Source organism: Amycolatopsis sp. NPDC026612 (assembly GCF_040638285.1).
Taxonomy (GTDB): domain Bacteria; phylum Actinomycetota; class Actinomycetes; order Mycobacteriales; family Pseudonocardiaceae; genus Amycolatopsis.
This window is the reverse complement of sequence record NZ_JBEZYB010000068.1, coordinates 20,885-41,723: the sequence shown is the minus strand read 5'-3', so window position 1 is coordinate 41,723 and position 20,839 is coordinate 20,885. Positions and strand designations below refer to the sequence as shown.

Below are 20,839 nucleotides of genomic sequence, written 5' to 3'. Positions count from 1 at the left end.
GCCCGCTCACGCAGCTCGTCGCTGTACTTCTTCGGTGCCGGCATGCTCTGCATCCTCCCTGAGATCAGAGCCTGCACAGAACCCGGGGCGCATCAACCGCCCGCAGGTCGCCGGCCTGTTCAACCTGGACTTCGCCCTGGTGGGCAAGAGTTTGAAGTTCAACGATCTGGTACCGCTGGCGTTCCACTTCTCCTTCAACCAGCAGACGTTCTCCGAGGGATTGCTGACCGGGCGGGTCGGTTACTTCCTGAAGAACTTCTACCCGCTGGTCTCGAGGTTGCCGCAGCCGATTCCCGCCCATAGCCTCGCCGAGTACACCCGGGTCTACTCACGACCGCAGGTCCTGCACAACGGCATGGACTTCTACCGCGACTGGCCGACGGTCGACAAGGACAACGCGGTGCTGATGCAGAAGCCGCTGACCATCCCGGTGCGTCTGCTGAGCATGGATCTGATTCCGCAGTGGGTCACCTTGTCGCAGCAGTCCATGAAGGACGCCGCTCCCGCCGCGACCGGTACCGCGGTGCCGGGGGCCGGCCACTGGCTCACCGAGGAGCGCCCCGAGCTGGTCGTGTCTGAAATCGACAAGTTCTACCCGGCCTCCTGACCGGTCCGCCGCAAGTCCACGAGGCCCGGGCGGACAACCCGCCCGGGCCTCACCTTGAACCATCGACAACGTCGGCATGAGGAGAACGAAACATGACAGACGAACAGCGCGTGGCAGTCGTCACCGGAGGCTCGGGTGCCATCGGATCCGCGGTCGTGGCCGCCCTCCAAAACTCGGGACATCGCACGGTCGTCCTCAGCCGGACCGGCGACATCAACTGTGACCTCGGTTCCGAATCCTCCACCAAACAGGCCGCCGCGGCGGTCCTGGAGCGATACGGGCGCTGCGACGTCTTCGTCCACTGCGCCGGGCGCTACGACGCGATGTGCCTGAGCGAGTTAGACCTGCAACGCTGGCGAGACCACATGATGGTCAATGTGGAATCTTCTCTGCTGCTGTTGCAGGAGTTCACCAAAGGGATGGTCGACCGCGGATTCGGCCGGATCGTGTTCGTCTCCTCGGACGGCGTCTGGTCACCACCCAACGCGGAATTCCTGCCATACACGGCCGGCAAAGCAGCGCTTCTTGGCGTCATGCGGACCCTGGCGGTCACCTTCGGTGCGAACGGCATCTCCGTCAGCGCCGTGGCCCCCGGCCTCACGGACACTCCCTTCTCGCGCCCGGTCGCCGGCGAGGACGCCATGAGAGCCGTCGTCGAAAAGCAAGCCATGAAGCGCCCACTGACACCGGCCGACGCCGCGAACACGGTGGCCTTCCTGGCCTCCGCCGGCGCCCAAGCGCTCACCGGTCAGGTCCTCGTCGTCGATGGCGGGATCCACCTGCGCTGAACGTCTCTGGCAACAAACTTCGGCAGGCCCACCCACCTCCTGGATGTAGGTCGCCCACTGTGGATAGCTTGCAAAATCGGCGGGAATCTCCCACACCCGCAACGGCGTTACGGCGATGTCCGTGACGGCGTTGATCGTTCGCATGCGCATATCGTAGAGGTCTTTGCATCGAGTTCAAATTTAAACCGAAAACAAATTTGGGCCACGGCCGCGAACAACTCCGCCGCCCGCGGCGGTCCCCGGTGCAGGCCGCGATGCTTGATGGGCCGACATCGGCGCTAGAGTGTGTTCAGGAAGTGTCATAGCCACTCGTTGATCGCGGCGATCTGCACGGTGGCCTCGTATCGGACGGCGAGTTTGTCGACCGGCGCATGTCTATTCGGTGAAAGCGGTGAAGGAGTGCTCAGGGTGAGCTCACCACGGCAGAGTTCGAACCCTTCCTGCGTCGTTCTGTGTCGCTCTGTGTCAGTGTCGTGGTCACGGAAGGAGATCGGTTCATATCATCTGGTGTCTACAAGCGGAGTGGTCGCCGGGGCCGGGCCGCAACGCCGCGGGTCTCCGCGTGCCATCGGTGTCCACGACCAGATCGTCCTCGCCCGCTGCCGTCTGGGCTGCCGGCCCAGGCGGGGTCACCGGAAGATCTGGGTGGGGAAGTCGGGATCGCCGATCGCGAGGCTGATTGCCGAGATGGCTGGGCAACTGCGACAGCGGCGTGGGCTGTGGGCGGGTCGTCGAGTGGGCCGGACGGTCCGCTCCCCTCTGTGGTGGCGGATTTCAGCAGTGCGGCCCCGGGGTCGGGGCATGGTGGCTGTTGACGGAGAAGCTCGGGCCGGTGCCGGAGGGCCTGCAGAGTGCGATGCCACCAGGTGTTGATCTGGTTGCGGAGGGCGGGTTCGTCGCGGGGTCGGTGCTGCGGAGGGCTGGTAGGTCGGCGGCGAGGCTTCCGGCGATGGCGGGGTCGAGTGCGGCTGCGGCGGGGAGGATGTAGCTGTGCAGGCGTTGCACGGTCCGGTGGTCGTCGTCGGTGGAGAGCAGGACGCAGGCTGTGGCGGTGGGATCGAAGAACAGCTCCCGGCTCGGAGCCGGTCCGGGCCGATCGACGGCAGGCTCAGGCGGATGTTGCCGCCGCTGGGTCGCGTCTGCGTGTCCCGGCCGGAGGCGGCGCCCGACCGGCCGGCAGCCTCCGTAGCCTCGCCGGTGGTGTCACCGGCGAGGTTCCCAGCGGAAGACCTTCAGCGCGAGCGCGGTCGCCACGACGACCCAGCCGGTGACCGGGCCCAGCAGCCGCAGCGATTGCGTGAAGGGCACGCCGCCGTTCCAGGTGTTCACGATCAGTTCGGCGGCCGAGCCGCCGGGCAGGATCCGCTTGAGCAGGGTCAGGTCCTCCGTGCCGGTGGAGGAGGCCGCGGCGCACGGCGGCGTTGACCGTGCGTTGGTTTCGAGGTGGCAGCGGGCCGGGCCTCAATCACGCGTCGGTGGCCGGCTTCATGCGTCTTGTCCGCGATCATCGCGTCGGGGGAGCGCGATTGCCGGCATGGAGCTGAAGCTGGACCTACGCGACGTCTACAACCGCGGCGGCGAGATCCACCTGTCGGCGTGGACGACAAGCTGGTCACATGTCCGACCGCGGTCTCCCGTCGGCGTGTTCCTCCCTGATCGCGCCGACCTGGTCGCGGATGGCGGTGTCGAGGTCAGTGGCGGTCAGGCCGAAGGTGTCCGCCGTCTCCGTCGCGTCCAGGTGGAATGGCGCATACCACTGGTAGTCCATCTCGGCCATCTCGCGGGCGATGGGCACGGCCAGCCCGGCCGTGCGCATCGCGAAGCGCGGCAGCTGGATCAGTTTGACCGGTGGCCGGCCCGCGGCGACGGCGTAGCGTCGTGCGAGCTCGCGGATGGTGACGGCCGGTGGGGATGGCACGTGCCAGGCCCGGCCCCAGGCGCGTTCGTCCTGGGCCAGCGTGATCAAGGCCTGTGCCATGTCGCCGTTGAAGGTGAAGGTGTGCGGCATGTCGAGGTGGCCGGTGATCCAAGCGGTGCGGCCCTTCTTCAAGGCCGGCTCGATGAGCAGGGGGTAGATGCCGTTGGCGTCCTTGCCGATGTAGTCGGAGCCGCGGACCTCGACGGTGCGGATGCCCGCGGCGAGGGCCTGTTCCCACATCCGTTTGCGCAGGCGGCCCTTGCGCCCGGTGGCGGCCATGGGGGTGTGCTCGTTCATCCGGCCGCCGGGCTGCCGGCCGTAGGCGTAGAGGCTGCCGGTGAGCGCCAGGACTGCGTCGTTCGCCTTGGCGGCGGTGATGGCCGCGGTCTGCAGGGGCGGCAACAAGCGTTCCCAGCTCGTGTACGAGGGTGGGTTCGCGCAGTGGTAGATCACTTTCGCGCCGCGGGACAGCTCGGTCATGCGTGACGGGTCGGAGGCGTCCGCGGCGACCCGCTCGATCAGCGGGTGTGCGGGGCCGGAGCCGCTGCGCGTGACGATCCGGACGCTTTCGCCGCGCTCGACCAGCAGGCGCGCGACATTCGTGCCGATGGAACCGGCGCCGATGATGACGTGCTCGGCCATGAAAGGCTTTCTCCTTGATGAGCGTCCTGGGTGCGTCGCCGCGCCCAAGCCGAGGGGTAGGGATCCCGGTCAGTTGTCCACGCCGGAGCCGGTGTAGGCAGGCACGTCGGCCAGCATTCCGGCGACCTCGGGGTTGAGCTCGTTGCGGCGCCGGTGCAGTTCCTGGATCTTCGCGTTCAGCTCGGGATCGTCGTCGTCGCTGACGTCGAAGATTTCGAGCCGCTCGACCAGGTGCAGCCCGAGGTGATCAGTCTGGTAGGTGGTCGGGTGCGTCAGATATTCGAAGAGGCCGTCGATGCCCTCGACGACGAACACGGAGCTGTACGCGTAGTCGCCGCCGTGGTCGCGCCCCACGATGAAGGACTTGATCGCGGGGTTCGACCGGCCCTGGATGCGCCAGCTCTCCAGCGCCGCCTCGATCTGCTCGGGCGTCGCGGTGGCCTTCATTGTGGCCCGGTTGACGTGGTAAATCATGCCGCGCACCTCGCTTCTAACGTCGTTAGGTTTTCTAACGTTGTTAACTTAGCCACGCCGAGACGGCGCCGTCAAGAGCCGCGGCTAGTGTCCGAGGACACCACCGACGCGAAGTGACGGAACATGCCGACCAGCACAAGACGCGCCCGGGAACGGGCGAGCACCCGCGAACGGATCATCGAGGCCGCGCTGTACGTCCTCGAGACAGAGGGCGTCGCGGCGCTGACGATCCGGCGCATCGCGACCGACATCGAATACTCAGCGCCCGTCGTCTACCAGCACTTCGCCAACAAGGACGCGCTCGTGCTGGAGCTGGTCGCGCACGGCCACCGCCTGATGCTGGCCGAGTTCCGGCAGGTCGCCGAGGAGCCCTGTATCGACCGGCGCATGATGCGCATCGCGTCCGAGTACGTCCGGTTCGCCGGCGAGCACCCACACCTCTACGAGGTCATGAACGGCACCGCAGTCGACGCGGACGAACGCCGGCACGCCGCGGAACCGGCCATCGCCGTCCTGAAGGAACTGCTCGCCGCCTGGTCGGACGCACATGACGTGGTCCTGGCCGACCCCGATGAGGCCTGCGAGATCATCTGGGGCACGCTCTACGGCATAGCCTCGCTCGGCTACCTCGGCACCATCGGCAATGAGCGCGCCCGGCGACTCGCCGAGCAGGCGCTCCGCGCGATCCTTCTCGGCTGGCGAACCGAGGAACCGGGAACCGGGTAGTCCGGCACCGGCGCCGGCCGATGCCGGCGGCTGTCGCCGGATTCAGGCGAAATCTCGGTCCATCGACATGACCGGATGCCCGCACATGCCGGGTAGGTCGGGCGCATTGCTGCTGCTCAGAACCGGACGTGCACGATTTCCACGCATCCGGCTCAAGCAAGCTCTTGGCGGGCTGATGTGCCGGGCTGCCGTGGGTGACAGCGTGTGTGGATGAGACGGAGGTCGGATCGATCCGGTGCCGTTCCCGTAAGGTGATGGAGTTCTTGGTGATCGCCTTGCGGGTGGCCGCCAGCCACAGGGCCCATTCGGCGGGGGTTTGTGGCGGGTGGTCGGCGTGCAGGAGCAGCTGTCCGCATCGTGCGCAGCGGCTGTGCTGGGCGTGTAGCAGCCGCAGCCTGGTGCCGTCGATGGGTAGCCGTATTCCCTTGCGCCGCCGGGTTTTCCAGGAGTCGGTCAGGGTGGGGTCATCGGGTGATGCGGTGCCCGTGACCATCTGGTGCCGGACGATCCTGGTCCAGGCGAATTTCAGCAGGTAGGCGCCGCTGACGCGGTCACCGAACACTCACCGGTCACGCCGGGACCTGTTGTCGTTTGCCACCGTCGTTGGACCACCACGTTGCCAGTCATGGGACCACCGACAGCAGGCGCTCCACCGAGAGAACACGTTCCAGATCCGCCGTGCCGACCGGTCATGGCGACAGCGGCCGGATGTCCGGTACTGCCGAGTTGTGGATGTCGAGGATTACTCCGCCTGTCACGGAAAGGGCTACTGGTACCCGGCCGCCGCATGTGCGACCGCGTTGACCGGCCACAGGGCGGAGTGTTGACCGCGAAGGTCTACATATGTAGCTTATGCGTCATGCCTGCTCGACCCGACTCGACACCACAGACCAGGGCTGTCCTCGCCGCCCTGCACGACCATCCCGCCGACTGGCGCTACGGCTACGACATCGCCCGGGAAACCGGGTTGGCCTCCGGCACCCTCTACCCGATTCTGGGTCGCCTGACCGACCGGGGATTCCTGGAAACCCGCTGGGAGGACCAGCCACCGGAGGGTCGGCCTCGCCGCCACCTGTACCGGCTGACCACCCAGGGCGCGGCCCGCGCGGTCGAACTCCGGCAGCAGCCGCCGACCACGGTGCGCACCACCCGGCCGCGACCCGCCGCGGAGGGAGCGTGGTGAACCACCCCCATAAGCCACGCAACGAGCACCACCCGCGGCACACATCGACGTCGGGCCCGGATGGCGAACGCCGGCCGAGCAGACCGGGGGAAAGGTTACTGGCCATGGCGATCCGGCTGTTGCCACCGCGTCGCCGGGAACTGGGCAGGGCGCTGCTGGCCGAGTCGGCGGCGGTGGCCGCGGGCCGGCAACGGAGGGCCTGGCTGACCGGCGGAGTGTCGTTCGTGATGAAGGAGAGCGCGATGCGGGTACTGGGCTACGGGTGCGGCCTCGGTGCCGCCGTGGTACCAGTCCGTCACCGATCGGCCTCCTCGATCAGGTGCCGGTGCAGCTCGGTGGTGAGGACGTGGATCGCCCGGGTCAGTTCCGTGTTGGTCTTGAGTTCCTGCTCCTGTTCGGTGAAGTCGTGGTCGGCCTTGGCCTGCTGGAACGCCGCCTGCCGATTCTGGCCGATCATGACGAAGGTGGACAGGAAGATCGCCTCGAGGGACACGATCAGGGTCAGCTTCGGCCACGGATCCGATTCGACGATGAGCATCCACACCGCGAACAGCACGGCATGGATGTAGAGGAACCGCATGGAACCGGCGAACGCCGTGATGGCATCGGCGACTCGCAACTGAAGGTCGGCCTGACGCTCCCGCCGATGCGCCGCGACGACCGGATGATGCGGGCGGCTGTTCGCGTGTTCAGGCTGCACGTCATCTCCCGGAGTCGGACATCGAGCCGGAACGGCTGCTCCGTGCTCGGTACCCCCTCACTACACGCCCTCGCCGATCCGATGACAAGCAAGCCGGAAATGCCGCTTGTGGCGAAGCGGCGCGGCATCGATCGGGCGGTTCACACCGGCCGTGACAAGCGTAGAGTTGCCTGGTCTTGGCCGGCGACGGCCGGCAGGGCTACCCCCGAGGACACTCCACGACATCGTCCCGAAACGAGGTCCCATGACCGTTCTCACGAAGGCCCAAGCATTGCAGGTACTCCGCCGTGCCTACGGACCCGACCGAGCCGAGGCCCTGATCAAGCGGCTACCCGACCGGATCGACCTGGACAGCGACGCGGACACCAGGCTGCTGGCCGACCTCGGCGTGACCCGAGATGGCCTCTTCGACGCGCTCGGTGCCGAGTTGTGACGTTCCAGCCCGGGTCATCAGTCCCGGCGACTGGCGACGTCGTAGTCCACTGGTGCTGCCGTCGGTCACCCGTTGCCCATGATCGCCTTTCAGTGATTGGCCGCCCTGAAGCCTGATTCGGCCGGCCACGGTGCCGCGAGGTGGCCGGCACGCCTGACCATGCCGGCGAATCTCGGCGCGGTCAGTGGCCGGCGCTCTGGCCGCCGTCGACGTGCAGGATTTCGCCGGTGACGAAGGGGGCGTTCTCGAGATAGAGGATCGCGTCGACGACGTCGCTGATCTCGCCCAGTCTTCCGAGTGGGTGAAGCCGGGCGAGAGCGTCGTCGTAGGCATCCGGGCTCCGGGTCTCGATGACGCCCAACGCGACCGCGTTGCTGCGGATGCCGCGGGCCGCGTACTCGATGGCGAGAGCCTTGGTGGCGGACTGCAGGCCGCCCTTAGTCAGGGCGGCCAGCACCGAGGTGACCGAGGCGTCGGCGTGCTCGGCCAGACTGGTGCCGATCTGGACGAGGTGACCGCTGCCCTGGCGGACCATCTGTGCGACCGCGAGCTGCGTGATGCGGAAGAACCCGTCCAGGTTGACACCGGTGACGGCCTCGTAGTCGTCCTGGGTGTACTCGGTGAACGGCTTGGCGATGAAGATGCCGGCGTTGTTGACCAGGGTGTCGATGCGCCCGAACCGCTCGATCGCGGCAGCGGCGACGCGCTCGGCCGTGGCGCGGTCGGCGATGTCGCCTCGGACGGTGACGACGTCCGGGGCCGGCACCGGGCTGATGCCGCGCGAGGTCGCGACGACGGCGTAGCCCCGGTCGGCGTACTCCTTCACCAAGGCAGCACCGATGCCCTGTGAGGCACCGGTGATGACGACGACCTTCTTGCCGGACAGGCTCATGTCGGCCTTCTTCCGTGGTGACGCACACCGGTGGCCGCCGAGCCTACCGGTGGGGTGGCCCGAGGTAAGGGAACCGGGCCAGCAGGTCGTCGTGCGGAGGTACGCCGCCCGCGGTGACCTTTCCGTTGGTCAGGAAGGCCATCCGGGCGCTGAAGACGTCATCGGTGAGGCCGCGTCCGTTGGGGTAGGCGGCCGGGCGGCCGCGGTCGTAGCGCAGGATGTCCGGCAGGACCGTGGCGGCCGCCGCGCGCGCCGCCGCGGGCTCGTAGCCGTTCTCCTCCAGCAGCTTCGACCACGGCACCAGGTACTTCGCCGCATCCTCGGCCGGACAGCCGGCGTTGTATTCGTCCTTGGCGTGCTCGGGATTGATGAACGGGTTGATCGTCGGATGTCCCCCGCGGTCCACCTGGACGAGAGTGCCGTCGCGGCGGACGCCGACCGTTGCCCACAGGCCGATCGTGGGCTCCGGGCCGAGCATCTCGCCGGGCACCTCGAGGGCGATGCACTGCACGTCCTTGCCGGCGAACGCGTCCTCCCCCGTCCAGACGAAACCGTGCAGCGCGCCCTCGGCGTCGGCGAAGAAGGGATCACTGCGCACTCCGATGAACAGCCTGCAGGGGCCTGCCTGCACCGGTTGCGCAGAGGCGTCGAAGCCCACCGGCACAGCGTCGGCGAGCATCTCGCCGGCCGGCTCGGTGTGCCGGGCGTCGGCGGCCGTGGCGTAGTGGACGGAACCGGTCTGCAGGCCGTTCTCGGCCGTGGTGAACACAAAGGAGAAGGCGGCGTCCGCCTGGTTGTCCCCGTCATTGTCGATGTTGATGCGGTAGACCGCGTCGGGGTGGAACTCCGGGCTCATCAGGAACGGCGGAGTTGCGCTCAGACCCGTGGTGAAGGGGTTCACGTCGATGATCACCACGGTCCGGTGGGCGTCGTCGAACGCCGGGAAGACGTAGAGGTCGGTCAGGTCCAGGCGTGCGTCGTCACCCGGGAACTTCAGGTAGGCCGCACTGAAGTGGTTGGACATGCCCGGCGCCTACTTCAGGATCTGCAGCAGCCGGTCCGCCAGGATCGCGGCCGAGTGGGGGTTCTGCCCGGTGATGAGGTTGCGGTCCTCGACCAGGTACGGCTTCCAGATTTCGCCGCGGCTGAACTCGACGCCGAGTTCCTGCAGCTCGTCCTCCAGCAGCCACCGCGTCCTGGAGGCGAGCCCGACGCCCTCCTCTTCGTCATTGGTGAAGCACGTGACCCGGTAGCCCTTGAAGGGCGATACGCCGTGGATCCGGGTGGCCAGCATCGCGGCGGGGGCGTGGCACACGATCGCGAGCGGCTTGCCCGACGCCAGCTGTGCGGTGAGGATGCGTCCCGCGTCCGCGTCCACCCAGAGGTCCTCCATCGGACCGTGGCCGCCGGGCAGGTACACCGCGTCGTAGTCCTCGAGGCGCACGTCGGACAGCTTGAGCGGCCTGCGCATGACCTCCGCCGAACGGATGATCGCCTCCAGTTCGAGCGCGCCCTCGACACCGCCCGCCATCTCGGGGCGCAGGCTCATCATGTCGACGTTCGGGGTCACCCCGCCGGGTGTCGCGACCACGACCTGGTGGCCTGCTTCGGTCAGGGCCTTGTACGGGGCCGCGAATTCCTCGGCCCAGTAGCCGGTGGCGTACCTGGTGCCGTCCTTCAACGTCAGATATGTCGCTCCGGACACCACGAACAGGATCTTCGCCATTTCGATCACTCCTTCGCACCGCACCGCGGAACCTCCGCCGGCTTCATGGTCCCCTGGCGGAGCAGCCGGTCGCGCCCGTGAAACACCCGGGCAGACAAGGGAGTTTCCCTGGTTCGGCCGCACGGCGGGTCGTGCCACGTTGGGTCGGCCCAGGAGTCCCCGCCCGGGAGAAGGAGTGCAGGATGAGCGCGATCGAAGACATCGGCCGGGTCATCGCCGGCCGCCGCCGCTTCCTCGGCCTCGCCACCGGCGCCGCCGTCGCCGCCCGGTTCGGCTTGCCCACACCGGCGGCGGCAGCGCCCCGGCCCGTCGCCGGGGTCCGCCCCTTCCGCATCCGGATCCCGCAGAAGGACCTCGTCGACCTCCGGCGGCGCGTACAGGCGACACGCTGGCCGGACGCCGAGACCGTCGGCGACCGATCCCAAGGTGCCCAGCTCGCGAAGCTCCGGCCGCTCGTCGAGTACTGGGGCACCGGCTACGACTGGCGCAAGGTCGAGGCGAAGCTCAACGCGCTGCCGCAGTACATCACCGAGATCGACGGGCTGGACATCCAGTTCGCCCACATCCGCTCGCCCCACACCAGCGCCCTGCCGCTGCTGATGACGCACGGCTGGCCGGGCTCGATCATCGAACTGCTGAAGGTCATCGATCCGCTGACGAATCCGACGCGACATGGTGGACACGCCGAGGACGCCTTCCACCTGGTCGTGCCGACGCTGCCCGGGTACGGCTTCTCGGGCAAGCCGACGTCGGCCGGCTGGAACCCGGCGCACATGGCGAGCGCGTTCCACCGGCTGATGCTGCGGCTCGGGTATCCGCAGTACGTTTCCCAAGGCGGTGACTGGGGCGCGATCATCTCCGAGGTGCTCGCGGTCCAGCACCCCGCTGGGCTTCTCGGCATCCACGTGAACATGCCCGGGACCGTCCCGCCCGACGTGCTGCGCCACCTCCGCAACTTCGACGCCGCGCCCGCCGGCCTGTCGGCCCGCGAAAAGGTCGCCTACGACCGGCTGCTGCACTTCTACCGTGACGGCTTCGGCTACGCCGCGATGATGAACCAGAGTCCGCAGACGATCGGCTACGCGCTCGCGGACTCGCCGGTCGCGATGGCGGCGTACTACTACGACAAGATCGCGGAATGGACCGACAGCGGCGGCAATCCCGAGAAGGTCCTCACCTACGACGAGATGCTCGACGCCATCTCGCTGTACTGGCTGACCAACACCGGAACCTCGTCGTCCCGGTCGTACTGGGAAGGTGCGCAGGCCGGTGGCGGGCCGTTCGACGCAGTCGGCATCCCGCACGTCCCGGTTGCGGTCACGGTGTTCCCCGCCGAGATCTACCGCGCGCCGCGCACCTGGGCCGAACGTTCCTTCGGCAACCTGATCTATTGGAACGAGGTCGACCGAGGCGGCCACTTCGCCGCATGGGAACAGCCGCAACTGCTGACCCGGGAGGTTCGCGCCGCCTTCCGGTCCCTGCGCTGAGGCCCGCCGGCGGGCCGTCCATAATGGACGGCCCGCCGCCGACCGTCAGAGCCGGTCGGCTTCGGCGACTGCTCTGGCGAAGGCCCTGGGCGCTTCCTGGGGCACATTGTGGCCGATCCCCTTGAGGGTGTGATGCGCATAGCGGCCGGTGAACTTGGCGCGGTAGGCGGAACCGTTCCCCGCCGGGGTGAACGGATCGAGCTCGCCGTCGAGGGTGACGGACGGCACGGTGATCACCGGACCGGCGGCGAGCCTCCGTTCAAGGTCGTCGTAGCGGGGATCTCCTTCGGTCAGGCCGAGCCGCCAGCGGTAGTTGCCGATGACGATGGCGACGTAGTCGGGGTTGTCGAAGGCGGCGGCGGTGCGGTCGAACGTGGCGTCGTCGAACTTCCAGGTCGGTGAGTTGAACTCCCAGATGAGCTTCGCCAGGTCGTGCCGGTTCTTCTCCAGGCCGAGCCGGCCGCGCTCGGTGGTGAAGTAGTACTGGTACCACCACGCCCATTCGAGGCGCGGTGGCAGCGGCTGCTTGTTACCCTCACGGTTGGTGATCAGGTAGCCGGTCACGGAGACCAGCGCCCTGCAGCGTTCCGGCCAGAGCGCCGCGATGATGTCGGCCGTGCGGGATCCCCAGTCGTACCCGGCGAAGATCGCCATGGGGATCCCGAGCGTGTCCAGCAGGGCGATGACGTCGAGCGCGAACACCACCTGCTGTGGATCCCGCAGCGTGCTGCCGGAGCGGAACCGGGTGGTGCCGTGCCCGCGCAGGTACGGCACGATCACCCGGTATCCGGCCGCCGCCAGCAGCGGCGCGACCTCGGCGTAGCTGTGGATGTCGTAGGGCCAGCCGTGCAGGAGAACGACCGCGGGACCGTCGGCGGGCCCGGTTTCGACGTAGCCGACGTTCAGGACGCCCGCGTCGATCTGCTTCACGGGACCGAGTGGCGCCGCCCTTGTCGCCGCCGTAGCGCGTGGCGCGGCGGCCGCTGCCGGGGGCGTGCCGGCCAGCGAGGACGCAACTGCTCCGGCGCCCATCAGTTTACCGAAGATCCGCCTGGTGATCATGGAGATCCTTCCCTCGTTCAGGACACCTTCCGGCTGGCCGGTTGCCGGGCGGCGGTGATCTGCTCGTGCAGGCCCTTGAGCGCGGCGACGTAAATCTCGGAGAACGTCGGGAACGGCTGGATGGTGTCGCGCAGGACGCCGAGCGGGATCCGCGCGCGGATGGCCAAGGTGGCCTGTTGCAGCCATTCCCCGGCCTCCGGGCCGAGGGCGTAGGCACCGGTGAGCACTTCACCGTCGCTGAGCAGCGTCAGGAAGCCGTTGGCCTCGGCGTAGGCCCGGGTGTAGGTCGCGGTTTTGGCGACCTCGGAGATTGGTGCGGTCGCGCTGAACCGTGCTGTGGCCGCCCCGACCGAGGCCGCTTGCGGGTCGGTGAAGACCACGCGGGGCACGGCTGTGTAGTCGGCTTCACGGGGTGTGCCGAGGATGTTGTCCGCGACCACTTCGCCCTGGTACTTGCCCACGTGGGTCAGCATTTCGAGGCCGGTGGCGTCGCCGACGACCCAGAGGTTCTCCGCGGCGCGCAGCCGTCCGTCTACCGGGATGCCGCGGTCACCGGCCACCACCCCGACCGTCTCCAACCCGAGGTCGTGCACCCGCGGACGGCGCCCGGTGGCGACGAGCAACCGGTCGCCGCGCAGTTCCTGCCCGTCGTCGAGGGTCAGGGCGTAGTCGTCGCGCTCGCGCCGGGCGTTGATCCCCTTCGGGCCGAGGACCAGTTCGATCCCGTCGCGGCGCAGGACCTCGCCGAGCGCCTGGCCCAGCGGAGCGGGCTCGCGCGGCAGGACGTGCCGGCCGTGGGCGGTGAGGACCACCTCACCGCCCAGCCGCCGGACCGCCTGGGCCAGCTCCACGCCGACGGGGCCGCCGCCGAGCACGATCAGCCGGCGCGGGACCGCTTTCATCGCGGTGGCCTCGCGGTTGGTCCAGACGCCCGCCAGGCCGGACAGGCCCGGGATGTCCGGGATGATCGGCGAGGCGCCGGTGGCGACGACGACGTGAGCGGCGCCGTAGCGGGCGCCGGCCACCTCGACGACACCCGGTCCGGCCAGCCGGCCGCTGCCGCGCAGCAGATCGATGCCGTTGCCGGCCAGCCACCGCTGCTGTCCCGCGTCGGAGTAGTCCGACACCATGAAGTCGCGCCAGGCGAGGGCCTGCCCGGCGTCGACCTCGGCGGTCGCCGCCGCCTCCCGCGCTCCGTGTACCGCTTCGCCCGGACGCAACAGCGTCTTCGACGGAATGCACGCCCAGTAGGAACACTCCCCGCCGACGAGCTCACGCTCCACCAGCGCGACGCGCAGACCACCCTCGGCGAGCGCGCCGGCGCAGTGCTCACCCGGTGACCCGCCGCCGAGCACGATGACGTCGTAGGTACTGCTCATCTCGCGGCTCCTGTCTACCAAGTCTGTTCGCCGGCCCGAACCAGCATTTCGTTGACGGCCACGCGCCGTTCTCGCGTGACGATGTAGCCGATCGCGTCCGCGATGTCGTCCGCGTGCAGCGTTTCGATCCCGTTGACCTGCCTGCGGACCGCGTCCCGGACGGCGTCACCGAGGTGATCCACCAGTTCGGTGTCCACGGTGCCGGGCTCCACCACGCTGACCCGGACGCCTTCGCCGAGCAGTTCCTGGCGCAGCGATTCGGTGAACCCGGTCAGGCCGAACTTGGTCAGGGTGTAGACGCTGCTGCCCGGCCGGGCGACCCGCCCGGCCGTCGAGCTGACGTTGACCAGATCCGCCACCTGCCTCGGGGACGTCGCCGCCGCGTCGATCAGGTACGGGACGGCGGCGTGCGTGACGTGCAGCAGCGCCGCGACGTTGAGGGAGATCATCCGGTCCCAGTCCTCGACGGTGGTGTGCAGCGCCGAGTCGAGCAGCATGATCCCGGCGTTGTTGACCAGGACGTCGAGCCGCCCGAACCGCTCCAGCGTGCCCTGCACCGCCTCGTAGGCGCGTTCGGGCTCGGTGATGTCGGCCGTGACGGCGACCGCGTGGCCGCCCAGCGCGGCGATGTCGGTCACCACCTGGTCCAGGCGGTCGCGGCGACGGGCGACCAGGGCGATCGCCACGCCCTCGCAGGCGAGACGGCGCGCGGTCGCGGCGCCGATCCCGCTGCTGGCGCCGGTGATCAGCGCGACGGCTCCGGCCAGCGACTTCTCGGACATGACCCTCTCACCCCTTCGTGTCGAGGACGGCGCTCAAGCGGGGTCGACCGGGACCGATGGCGGTCGTAGCGTCACCGGGGCAGTTCGCCTCCGGCCTGCTCGCGCACCATGTGGTCCGCGTACCAGTCCGGCCAGTCCGGGTCGGCCGCGCCGGTGCGTGCCTCGTGCTCGCCGTGCGCCGCCGCGGCGCGGCGCAGCGCAGCCGCGAGATCCGCGATCGAGGCGAACGTCGTGACGGCCGGGTCGATCCGGCCCGGGAGCCGGGTGGTGACCTCCTGGAGGACCCAGCCGTTGCCGTCCGGGTCGCCGAACGACAGGAAAGAGCCGTAGCTGGTGTGCTGCGGATCCGGGCCGGGCACCCGGGCGGCGGTTCCGGCGTGGTGGAAGATCCCGCCGGCGTCGTGGAACACCTCGCTCGGCTCGGCGCCGAGCCGTTTCAGTTCGCCGTGCGCGGCCTCGATGTCGTCGACGATCAGGTGCAGTCCCTGGGCCGTGCCGGGTGCCTGGGACGTGACCGACGTGCCGAAGATGACCGACGCCGGCGACCCGGGCGGCGTCACCTGCACCACGCGGAAGTCGTCGCCGGTGGCGATGTCGGCGTCCAGCCGCCAGCCCAGCGCCATGTAGAAGGTCTTGGCGCGGTCGACGTCGGCGACCGGAACGACGACGATTTCGAGCTTCATGTCCATGACCTGGCGCCTCCTGCGTGCGGGCGGACTGCCGACGCGACGAGTCTCGCCCGATCGGCCGCCCGTTCGCGCCCGTGACTCTCCCTGGTCGAGGAGAACCGGTGAAAGTCACCGGCGCGCCCACCCGTGACCTGGTCGCGCCGGGACGGGTGCTGCGCAGCGCCGGGCTCTGGCAAGCCACCGGTCCCACGCAGGTGCAGGAGAACCTGCGGTCGCTCCCTGGGCGGCACTCCCCGGGCACCGACGACGTGGCCGGTAGTCAACAGCTCGTCCCCCGAGCAGCTACGTCGGCGTGGACTCGCCGGCGGGCAGGACATCCCGCAGCTGCCGCCGGGAGGTGACCGAGAGCTTCGTGAAGATCTTGCGCAGGTGCCACTCCACCGTGCGCGAGCTGAGGAAAAGCCGGGAGCCGACCTCGGGATTGGAGAACCCTACCCCCACGAGCAACGCGATCTGCCGCTCCTGGTGCGTCAGCTCCTCACCGGCCGAAGCCGCGGCGGCACGCTTGCGGACGGTCGCCCCCGTCGCGAGCAGCTCGCGGTGGGCACGCTCGGCGAACGCGGCCATCCCGATCGAGACGAACATGTCGTGGGCGGTGGTGAGATGAGCGCGTGCTTCGACGCGCTGACGCCGCCGGCGCAGCCATTCGCCGTACAGCAGGTGGGCACGCGCCAGCTCGGGGCGCAGCCGGGTGCGGCTCAACCGCTCGATCGCCTCGCGGTAGAGGTCGTCGGCGTCCGGGTCGGCGGCGACCAGTGCCCGCGTGCGCGCCTCGATGCCCGAAGCGAAGTCGGTGCTGAACGGCTCTGTCGCCGCCACCAGCCGCTCGAGGGCACCGAGGGCGGGAGCGAGCTCGCCGGCGCGGGTGGCCGCCTCGACGAACTCGGGCAGCAGCCAGATGGACAGCCACGGCTCGGCTATCCAAGGGGTGGCCTGGGCGGCGCGCATCGCTTCCGGATAGCGGGCGAGTCCGTTGTACAGGACCGCGGCCGCCCAGTGCGCGGAGGTGATGGCCATGCCGAAACCGGTGACGGCCGCGCCTCGGATCGTGGCGGCGATCAGTTCGGCGGTCTCGGTTTCCCGGCCCTGCAGGGACAGCAGCCGTAGTGCGCTGTAGGGCGGCATCGGGTTCCCGGTCGCGGCCGCGACGACGTCGCCCTCCGCGATCACCGCGGCAGCACCCTCGAAGTCACCGGCCCAGGACAGCGCGTGGCCCAGCGTGCCGAGGTGGTACGGCAGTTCCCCGAGCGCACCGGCTTCGCGCACGACGCGGACCTGCCGTGCGTAGATCGCCCGCATGCCCTCGTCGTCCCAGATGGCCGAGCTGGCGCCCGACGCGACCCATCCCCACCGCAGCACATCCACGACGGGGATGTCGATGAGAACCTCCGCGGCCCGGCGCAGGGTCGAGGCCGCGGCCGACCGGCCGTCGGTGACGAGGAGAGCGAACCCGTCGAGAAGGAGGTCCATCGGCGCGGGGTCGACCGGTGGCGGGAGGTCCCGCACCGCACGCGAGACCGCGGAGAGGGCGTCGTGGTCGGCGACGTTCACTGCCATGCCCCACGCGGTCAAGTAGGTCTCGCGCGCCAGGCGCGGATGCGACGGCTCGAGTTGTCTGGCGGCGTCCAGCAGCATCGTGATCGCGTCGGTGCCGCCGCCCGAGGCGAACGCGACGTGGCCGCGCAGCACCCCCGTCCGGCCGTTCTGGCCGCCGTCCAGCGGTGCGGCGTCGAGGATGCCCAGCATTCTGCGCACGTCGCCGAGCTCACCCGCTTGCAGGCTCGCCTCCGCGGCCGCCAACGTCCGGTCGGTACGTCGCGCGGAGTCGGTGGTCAGTACGGCGGACCGCTGCAGGAACGCGGCGGCCGCGGCGACTCCGCCGCGTGCCTGCGCGCGGCCGGCGGACCGCTCGAGCTCGGCCGCGACGGACTCGTCCGGGCCGGCGCTGGCGGACGCCAGGTGCCAGGCACGACGGTCCGGGGCATCCCGGCGGTCGATCACCGCCGCCAGCGCCCGGTGGACCGCCCGGCGATCCCGGGGCTCCGCCGCCCGGTACACCGCCGACCGCACGAGCGGATGCCGGAAGGTCACACGCTCGTCGATCGTCAGCAGCCCGTCCGTACCACCGGCGAGCGCGGTCGAGGCGGGTACGCCGAGCCGTTCGGCGGCCTGCCACACCAGCGCCGGGTCACCGACCGGTTCGGCCGCGGCGACCAGCAGCAGCAGCCGGGTCTGCGAAGACAGTTCCCGGACCCGCTCCAGGAAACTCCGCTCGATCCGGCCCGGCAGCGTGTCGGCGTCCAGCAGCCCGAGGCCACCGGCCATCTGCGTCGCGCTCAGCCCGCGGGGCAGCTCGAGCAGGGCGAGCGGATTGCCCCTGGTCTCCGCGACGATCCGAGCGGAGATGGGCTGGTCGAGCCGGGCGTGTGTGACGGAGTTCAGCAGTGTGTGCGCCTCGGCGTCAGGCAGTCCGGCGACCTCCAGCTCCGGCAGGCCGCGCAGCTCCCGCCCTCGCCGACGGGTCCCGAAGAGGACGGCGACCGACTCCGCCAGCAGCCGTCGGGCGACGAAGGCGAGAACTTGCACCGAGGCGCGATCGACCCAGTGCGCGTCGTCGACCACGCACAGCAGCGCGCGCTCCACCGACGCGTCCGACAGCAGGCCCAGCACCGCCAACCCGACGAGGAAATGGTCCGGCGTGGGTCCCTCGCGCATCCCAAACACCGTCTCCAATGCGTAGCGCTGCGGCGCCGGAAGCGGCTCCCGCCGCTCGAGCAACGGGAAACAAAGCTGGTGCAGCGCAGCGAACTCCAGCTCCATCTCCGACTCGACCCCGACAACGCGGAGCACGCGCACGCCGGTGGCCGAGCCTTCCGCGTACTCCAGCAGTGCGGACTTCCCCACCCCGGGAGGACCTCGCAGCACCAGCACCCGGCTTTCCCCGGCTCGCAACGCGACGATCACCTCGTCAAGGCGGGCACACTCCCGTTCCCGCCCCAGCAGCCCGGCGGTCTCTCCGTGCCCTGAATTCCGACCCCGATGATCCACAGTTGCCCGCATTCGCCGCGGCTGATGCGCCGACTGGCGCCTGCCTGACACTACCGAAAAATGTGGCACAAATCCGCATCGCGCAGAAACCCCCTCCCACAGTGTTAGCTGCCGCAGAAAACCCCGCGCATCGCGGTCGTTGCTCCGGAATTGGCTCGTACGTACGACCGGCCGTGCGCAGCGCCGGGTGAGTAACATGCCCGGCGCCGGCGCGGACCAGGGAAGGGACGACCATGACACGTGACTCCGAGACCCGGGCGCGGATCGAGGAACACTGGACTGCCTCCGAACTCGGAGATGCCGGCACCGAGCACGCGATCTACGCGGCCGACGCGATCTTGGACTACCCGCAGTCCGGGGAGCGCTTCCGAGGCCGCTCAACGATCCAAGCGCAACGTGGGGGTCACCCGGCGGAGCGCCATTTCACGATCGTCCGCATCCAGGGCAGTAACGACTTCTGGGTCAGCGAATGCGTGATCACCTATGACGGTGTACCCACCAACACGGTGAGCATCATGGAGTTCACCGGCGGACTTGTGCGGCACGAGACGCAGTATTTCGCCGAACCGTTCCCGGCGTCTCCGTCGCGAGCGTCACTGGCTGAGCCGATCCCGGGCCGGTAGCGTCGCGGTGCGATAGAACTCCGTCGCGGTGAAGGCGGCGCGGACCCCGAGTTCGCCGGCGACCGCGGTGATGGCGGCGTCGGCGTCGGCGACGTCGACCTGGCCATCGGCGGTGAAGTGCGGGGCGATGAACGTCTCGTAGTGGGCCCGGGCCTCGGCCGCGGTGTGGCCGCCGAGGAACGCCTGGATGTACCGCACGGTCGTGCCAGGATCCTCGTGGATCACCCGCAGCGCGCGCCGGTGGGCGCGGACGACGGCCTGGACCGCCGGGTCCTCGGGCCGGACGTGGGCAGGGTCGACAGCCACGCCCACAGTGGGGATCCGGAAGTGGTCGCCTACCCAGGCCGGTACCCGCCAGCCGTGCTCGGCGGCGACCGCCTCCGGTGCCATGGTGCTGCCGACGAAGGCGGCGTCGATGGTGCCGTCACTCAGGTGGCGCAGGTCCATGCCGTAGTCGCCGGGTGGCCGGACGATGCAGTCGACGTCGCGGTCGGGATCCAGCCCCGCGCCGCGCAACACGATGCGGGCGAAGCACCCGGGCGCGGTGTGCGGGGCGTGCACCGCGAGCCGCCGGCCGGCCAGGTCGGTCAAGTCGGTGAGTCCGGAGCGGGCGAGGAACCAGAACAGCGGGCGATGGGTGTTGACGGTCAGGGCCACCCAGCGGATGCCGCCGGTCAACCGGGACAGCAGCACCCGGCCGAGCCCGATGGTGGCGCCGCGGCGCAGCCGCTCCTCGTTCCAGTCGCAGCCGTCGCGCAGGGCGACGTGGACACCCTCGTCGGCGTAGTAGTCCTCCTGGTCGGCGATGTAGGCGACGAGTTCCTCGTGCAGGCCCCGCCCGACGTAGGCCAGATCGATGGTGTGCATCAGCTCGTCTCCTCAGTACATCGCCATGCCGCCGTTGACCGGGGCGGTGGTGCCCGTCATATGGGCGCTGTCTTCACCGGCGTAGAAGGCCACCACGCGGGCGACGTCCTCCGGGCGGGGCAGGCGGCCCAGCGGGGTCGCGGCGATCTGACGCCGCTTCTGCTCCTCGTCGAGAACCCGAGAGATCCGGGTTTCAGCCACCGGACCGGGCTCGACGACGTTGACCGTGATCCCCCGGGGCCCCAGTTCCTGGGCGAGGTAACGGGCGAACTGCGTCAGCGCGGCCTTGGCCGTGCCCAGGGCGATCATGTCCGCCCGCGGTTGGCGACTCAGACCGGTGCCGAGATAGACCAGCCGCCCCCAACCCCGATCGGTCATGGCCGGCAGGACGGCTTTGGTCACCACGAAGGCGGCCCGCATCTCGTCGTCGAGCTTGCCGCCCAGCTCCTCCCACGTCATGTCCCGGAACGGCTTGATCGCGTACGGCGTCAAGGCGTTGTGCACCAGGACATCGATGCCACCCCAGGCCGCCCCGACGCGTTCGACCATGGTCTCGACCACCGCCGCGTCGCGCACGTCGGCCTGGAAAGCCATCGCCTGACCACCCGCCGCCTCGATCCCGGCCACGACCTCCGCGGCCGCCTGACTGCTGTGGAGGTAGTCGACCACCACCCGCATCCGCCGATACGAAGCATGGTATCGTCATATCACCCTCGCCATGGCCGCAGCGGCATTCGTCGTCATCACTCGAGACGCCGCGAAAAAAGGTGATCCACACCCGGCCTGATATCGCTCACCTCCAACGAAATACGC

At 69.5% G+C, this 20,839-nt stretch carries 19 protein-coding genes and 1 pseudogene; 7 read left to right on the top strand and 13 right to left on the bottom strand.

All coding sequences use genetic code 11. The annotated features are described in order from the left end of the window. Together AB0F15_RS36260 and AB0F15_RS36255 are read left to right on the top strand one after the other, a co-directional pair. Nucleotides 1-607: pseudogene (locus AB0F15_RS36260) on the top strand (hypothetical protein); the annotation flags it as partial. A 92-nt stretch (nt 608-699) separates the two neighbouring features. Next, on the top strand, nt 700-1,395 hold the full coding sequence (locus AB0F15_RS36255) for an SDR family oxidoreductase (RefSeq protein ID WP_360280685.1): 696 nt from the start codon (nt 700-702) through the stop codon (nt 1,393-1,395). A 1,612-nt stretch (nt 1,396-3,007) separates the two neighbouring features. Here the strand turns inward: AB0F15_RS36255 and AB0F15_RS36250 are convergent. Both AB0F15_RS36250 and AB0F15_RS36245 read right to left on the bottom strand, forming a co-directional pair. Beyond that, nucleotides 3,008-3,955 (bottom strand): NAD-dependent epimerase/dehydratase family protein, encoded by a 948-nt coding sequence (locus AB0F15_RS36250; RefSeq protein WP_360280682.1) that lies wholly within the window; start codon nt 3,953-3,955, stop codon nt 3,008-3,010. Between the two features lie 69 nt (nt 3,956-4,024). Continuing rightward, nucleotides 4,025-4,429, bottom strand: a complete 405-nt coding sequence (locus AB0F15_RS36245; protein WP_360280679.1) for a Dabb family protein — start codon at nt 4,427-4,429, stop codon at nt 4,025-4,027. A gap of 123 nt (nt 4,430-4,552) precedes the next feature. On the opposite strand from AB0F15_RS36245, the gene AB0F15_RS36240 reads away from it, so the two are divergent. Both AB0F15_RS36240 and AB0F15_RS36235 read left to right on the top strand, forming a co-directional pair. Continuing rightward, nucleotides 4,553-5,155: a TetR/AcrR family transcriptional regulator gene (locus tag AB0F15_RS36240; RefSeq protein WP_360280676.1), complete on the top strand. Its 603-nt coding sequence runs from the start codon at nt 4,553-4,555 to the stop codon at nt 5,153-5,155. Nucleotides 5,156-6,014: 859 nt separating this feature from the next. After that, nucleotides 6,015-6,338: a PadR family transcriptional regulator gene (locus AB0F15_RS36235; protein WP_360280674.1), complete on the top strand. Its 324-nt coding sequence runs from the start codon at nt 6,015-6,017 to the stop codon at nt 6,336-6,338. A gap of 295 nt (nt 6,339-6,633) precedes the next feature. On the opposite strand, the gene AB0F15_RS36230 is transcribed toward AB0F15_RS36235, so the two are convergent. Continuing rightward, complete coding sequence (locus AB0F15_RS36230) at nt 6,634-7,038, bottom strand: DUF1003 domain-containing protein (protein WP_360280671.1); 405 nt, start codon at nt 7,036-7,038, stop codon at nt 6,634-6,636. 244 nt (nt 7,039-7,282) lie between these two features. On the opposite strand from AB0F15_RS36230, the gene AB0F15_RS36225 reads away from it, so the two are divergent. Beyond that, on the top strand, nt 7,283-7,471 hold the full coding sequence (locus tag AB0F15_RS36225; protein ID WP_360280668.1) for a hypothetical protein: 189 nt from the start codon (nt 7,283-7,285) through the stop codon (nt 7,469-7,471). 181 nt (nt 7,472-7,652) lie between these two features. Here the strand turns inward: AB0F15_RS36225 and AB0F15_RS36220 are convergent, their stop codons facing one another. Genes AB0F15_RS36220 through AB0F15_RS36210 form a run of 3 tightly spaced genes read right to left on the bottom strand, consistent with a single transcriptional unit; the run spans nt 7,653 to nt 10,089 of the window. Then, a complete protein-coding gene (locus AB0F15_RS36220) occupies nt 7,653-8,363 on the bottom strand; it encodes an SDR family oxidoreductase (RefSeq protein WP_360280665.1) in 711 nt (236 codons plus the stop codon). 43 nt (nt 8,364-8,406) lie between these two features. Beyond that, nucleotides 8,407-9,387, bottom strand: coding sequence for a DUF4331 family protein (locus tag AB0F15_RS36215; protein ID WP_360280662.1), 981 nt, complete (start codon nt 9,385-9,387; stop codon nt 8,407-8,409). A gap of 9 nt (nt 9,388-9,396) precedes the next feature. After that, complete coding sequence (locus AB0F15_RS36210; protein WP_360280660.1) at nt 9,397-10,089, bottom strand: type 1 glutamine amidotransferase domain-containing protein; 693 nt, start codon at nt 10,087-10,089, stop codon at nt 9,397-9,399. Nucleotides 10,090-10,271: 182 nt separating this feature from the next. Here AB0F15_RS36210 and AB0F15_RS36205 point away from each other — a divergent pair, with 182 nt between their 5' ends. Then, entirely contained in the window at nt 10,272-11,576 is a 1,305-nt protein-coding gene (locus AB0F15_RS36205; protein ID WP_360280657.1) for an epoxide hydrolase, read from the top strand. A 45-nt stretch (nt 11,577-11,621) separates the two neighbouring features. Here the strand turns inward: AB0F15_RS36205 and AB0F15_RS36200 are convergent, their stop codons facing one another. From AB0F15_RS36200 to AB0F15_RS36180, 5 genes are all read right to left on the bottom strand, one after another. Then, nucleotides 11,622-12,638 (bottom strand): alpha/beta hydrolase, encoded by a 1,017-nt coding sequence (locus AB0F15_RS36200; protein WP_360280654.1) that lies wholly within the window; start codon nt 12,636-12,638, stop codon nt 11,622-11,624. A gap of 17 nt (nt 12,639-12,655) precedes the next feature. Next, on the bottom strand, nt 12,656-14,017 hold the full coding sequence (locus AB0F15_RS36195) for an NAD(P)/FAD-dependent oxidoreductase (protein WP_360280651.1): 1,362 nt from the start codon (nt 14,015-14,017) through the stop codon (nt 12,656-12,658). Nucleotides 14,018-14,031: 14 nt separating this feature from the next. Next, nucleotides 14,032-14,799, bottom strand: a complete 768-nt coding sequence (locus AB0F15_RS36190; RefSeq protein ID WP_360280648.1) for an SDR family NAD(P)-dependent oxidoreductase — start codon at nt 14,797-14,799, stop codon at nt 14,032-14,034. Nucleotides 14,800-14,870: 71 nt separating this feature from the next. Continuing rightward, nucleotides 14,871-15,488 carry a VOC family protein gene (locus AB0F15_RS36185; RefSeq protein WP_360280645.1) on the bottom strand — a complete coding sequence of 206 codons (618 nt, stop codon included), beginning with the start codon at nt 15,486-15,488 and terminating at the stop codon, nt 14,871-14,873. 282 nt (nt 15,489-15,770) lie between these two features. Continuing rightward, a complete protein-coding gene (locus AB0F15_RS36180; RefSeq protein ID WP_360280643.1) occupies nt 15,771-18,548 on the bottom strand; it encodes an AAA family ATPase in 2,778 nt (925 codons plus the stop codon). 221 nt (nt 18,549-18,769) lie between these two features. Between AB0F15_RS36180 and AB0F15_RS36175 the strand changes: the two genes are divergently transcribed. Continuing rightward, entirely contained in the window at nt 18,770-19,159 is a 390-nt protein-coding gene (locus AB0F15_RS36175) for a nuclear transport factor 2 family protein (protein ID WP_360280640.1), read from the top strand. Here AB0F15_RS36175 and AB0F15_RS36170 read toward each other — a convergent pair. Together AB0F15_RS36170 and AB0F15_RS36165 are read right to left on the bottom strand one after the other, a co-directional pair. Next, nucleotides 19,130-20,026: an ABC transporter substrate-binding protein gene (locus AB0F15_RS36170; RefSeq protein WP_360280637.1), complete on the bottom strand. Its 897-nt coding sequence runs from the start codon at nt 20,024-20,026 to the stop codon at nt 19,130-19,132. The two genes, AB0F15_RS36175 and AB0F15_RS36170, sit on opposite strands and share 30 nt — an antisense overlap. A gap of 12 nt (nt 20,027-20,038) precedes the next feature. After that, on the bottom strand, nt 20,039-20,698 hold the full coding sequence (locus tag AB0F15_RS36165; RefSeq protein ID WP_360280688.1) for an SDR family oxidoreductase: 660 nt from the start codon (nt 20,696-20,698) through the stop codon (nt 20,039-20,041). Nucleotides 20,699-20,839 lie beyond the last annotated feature (141 nt).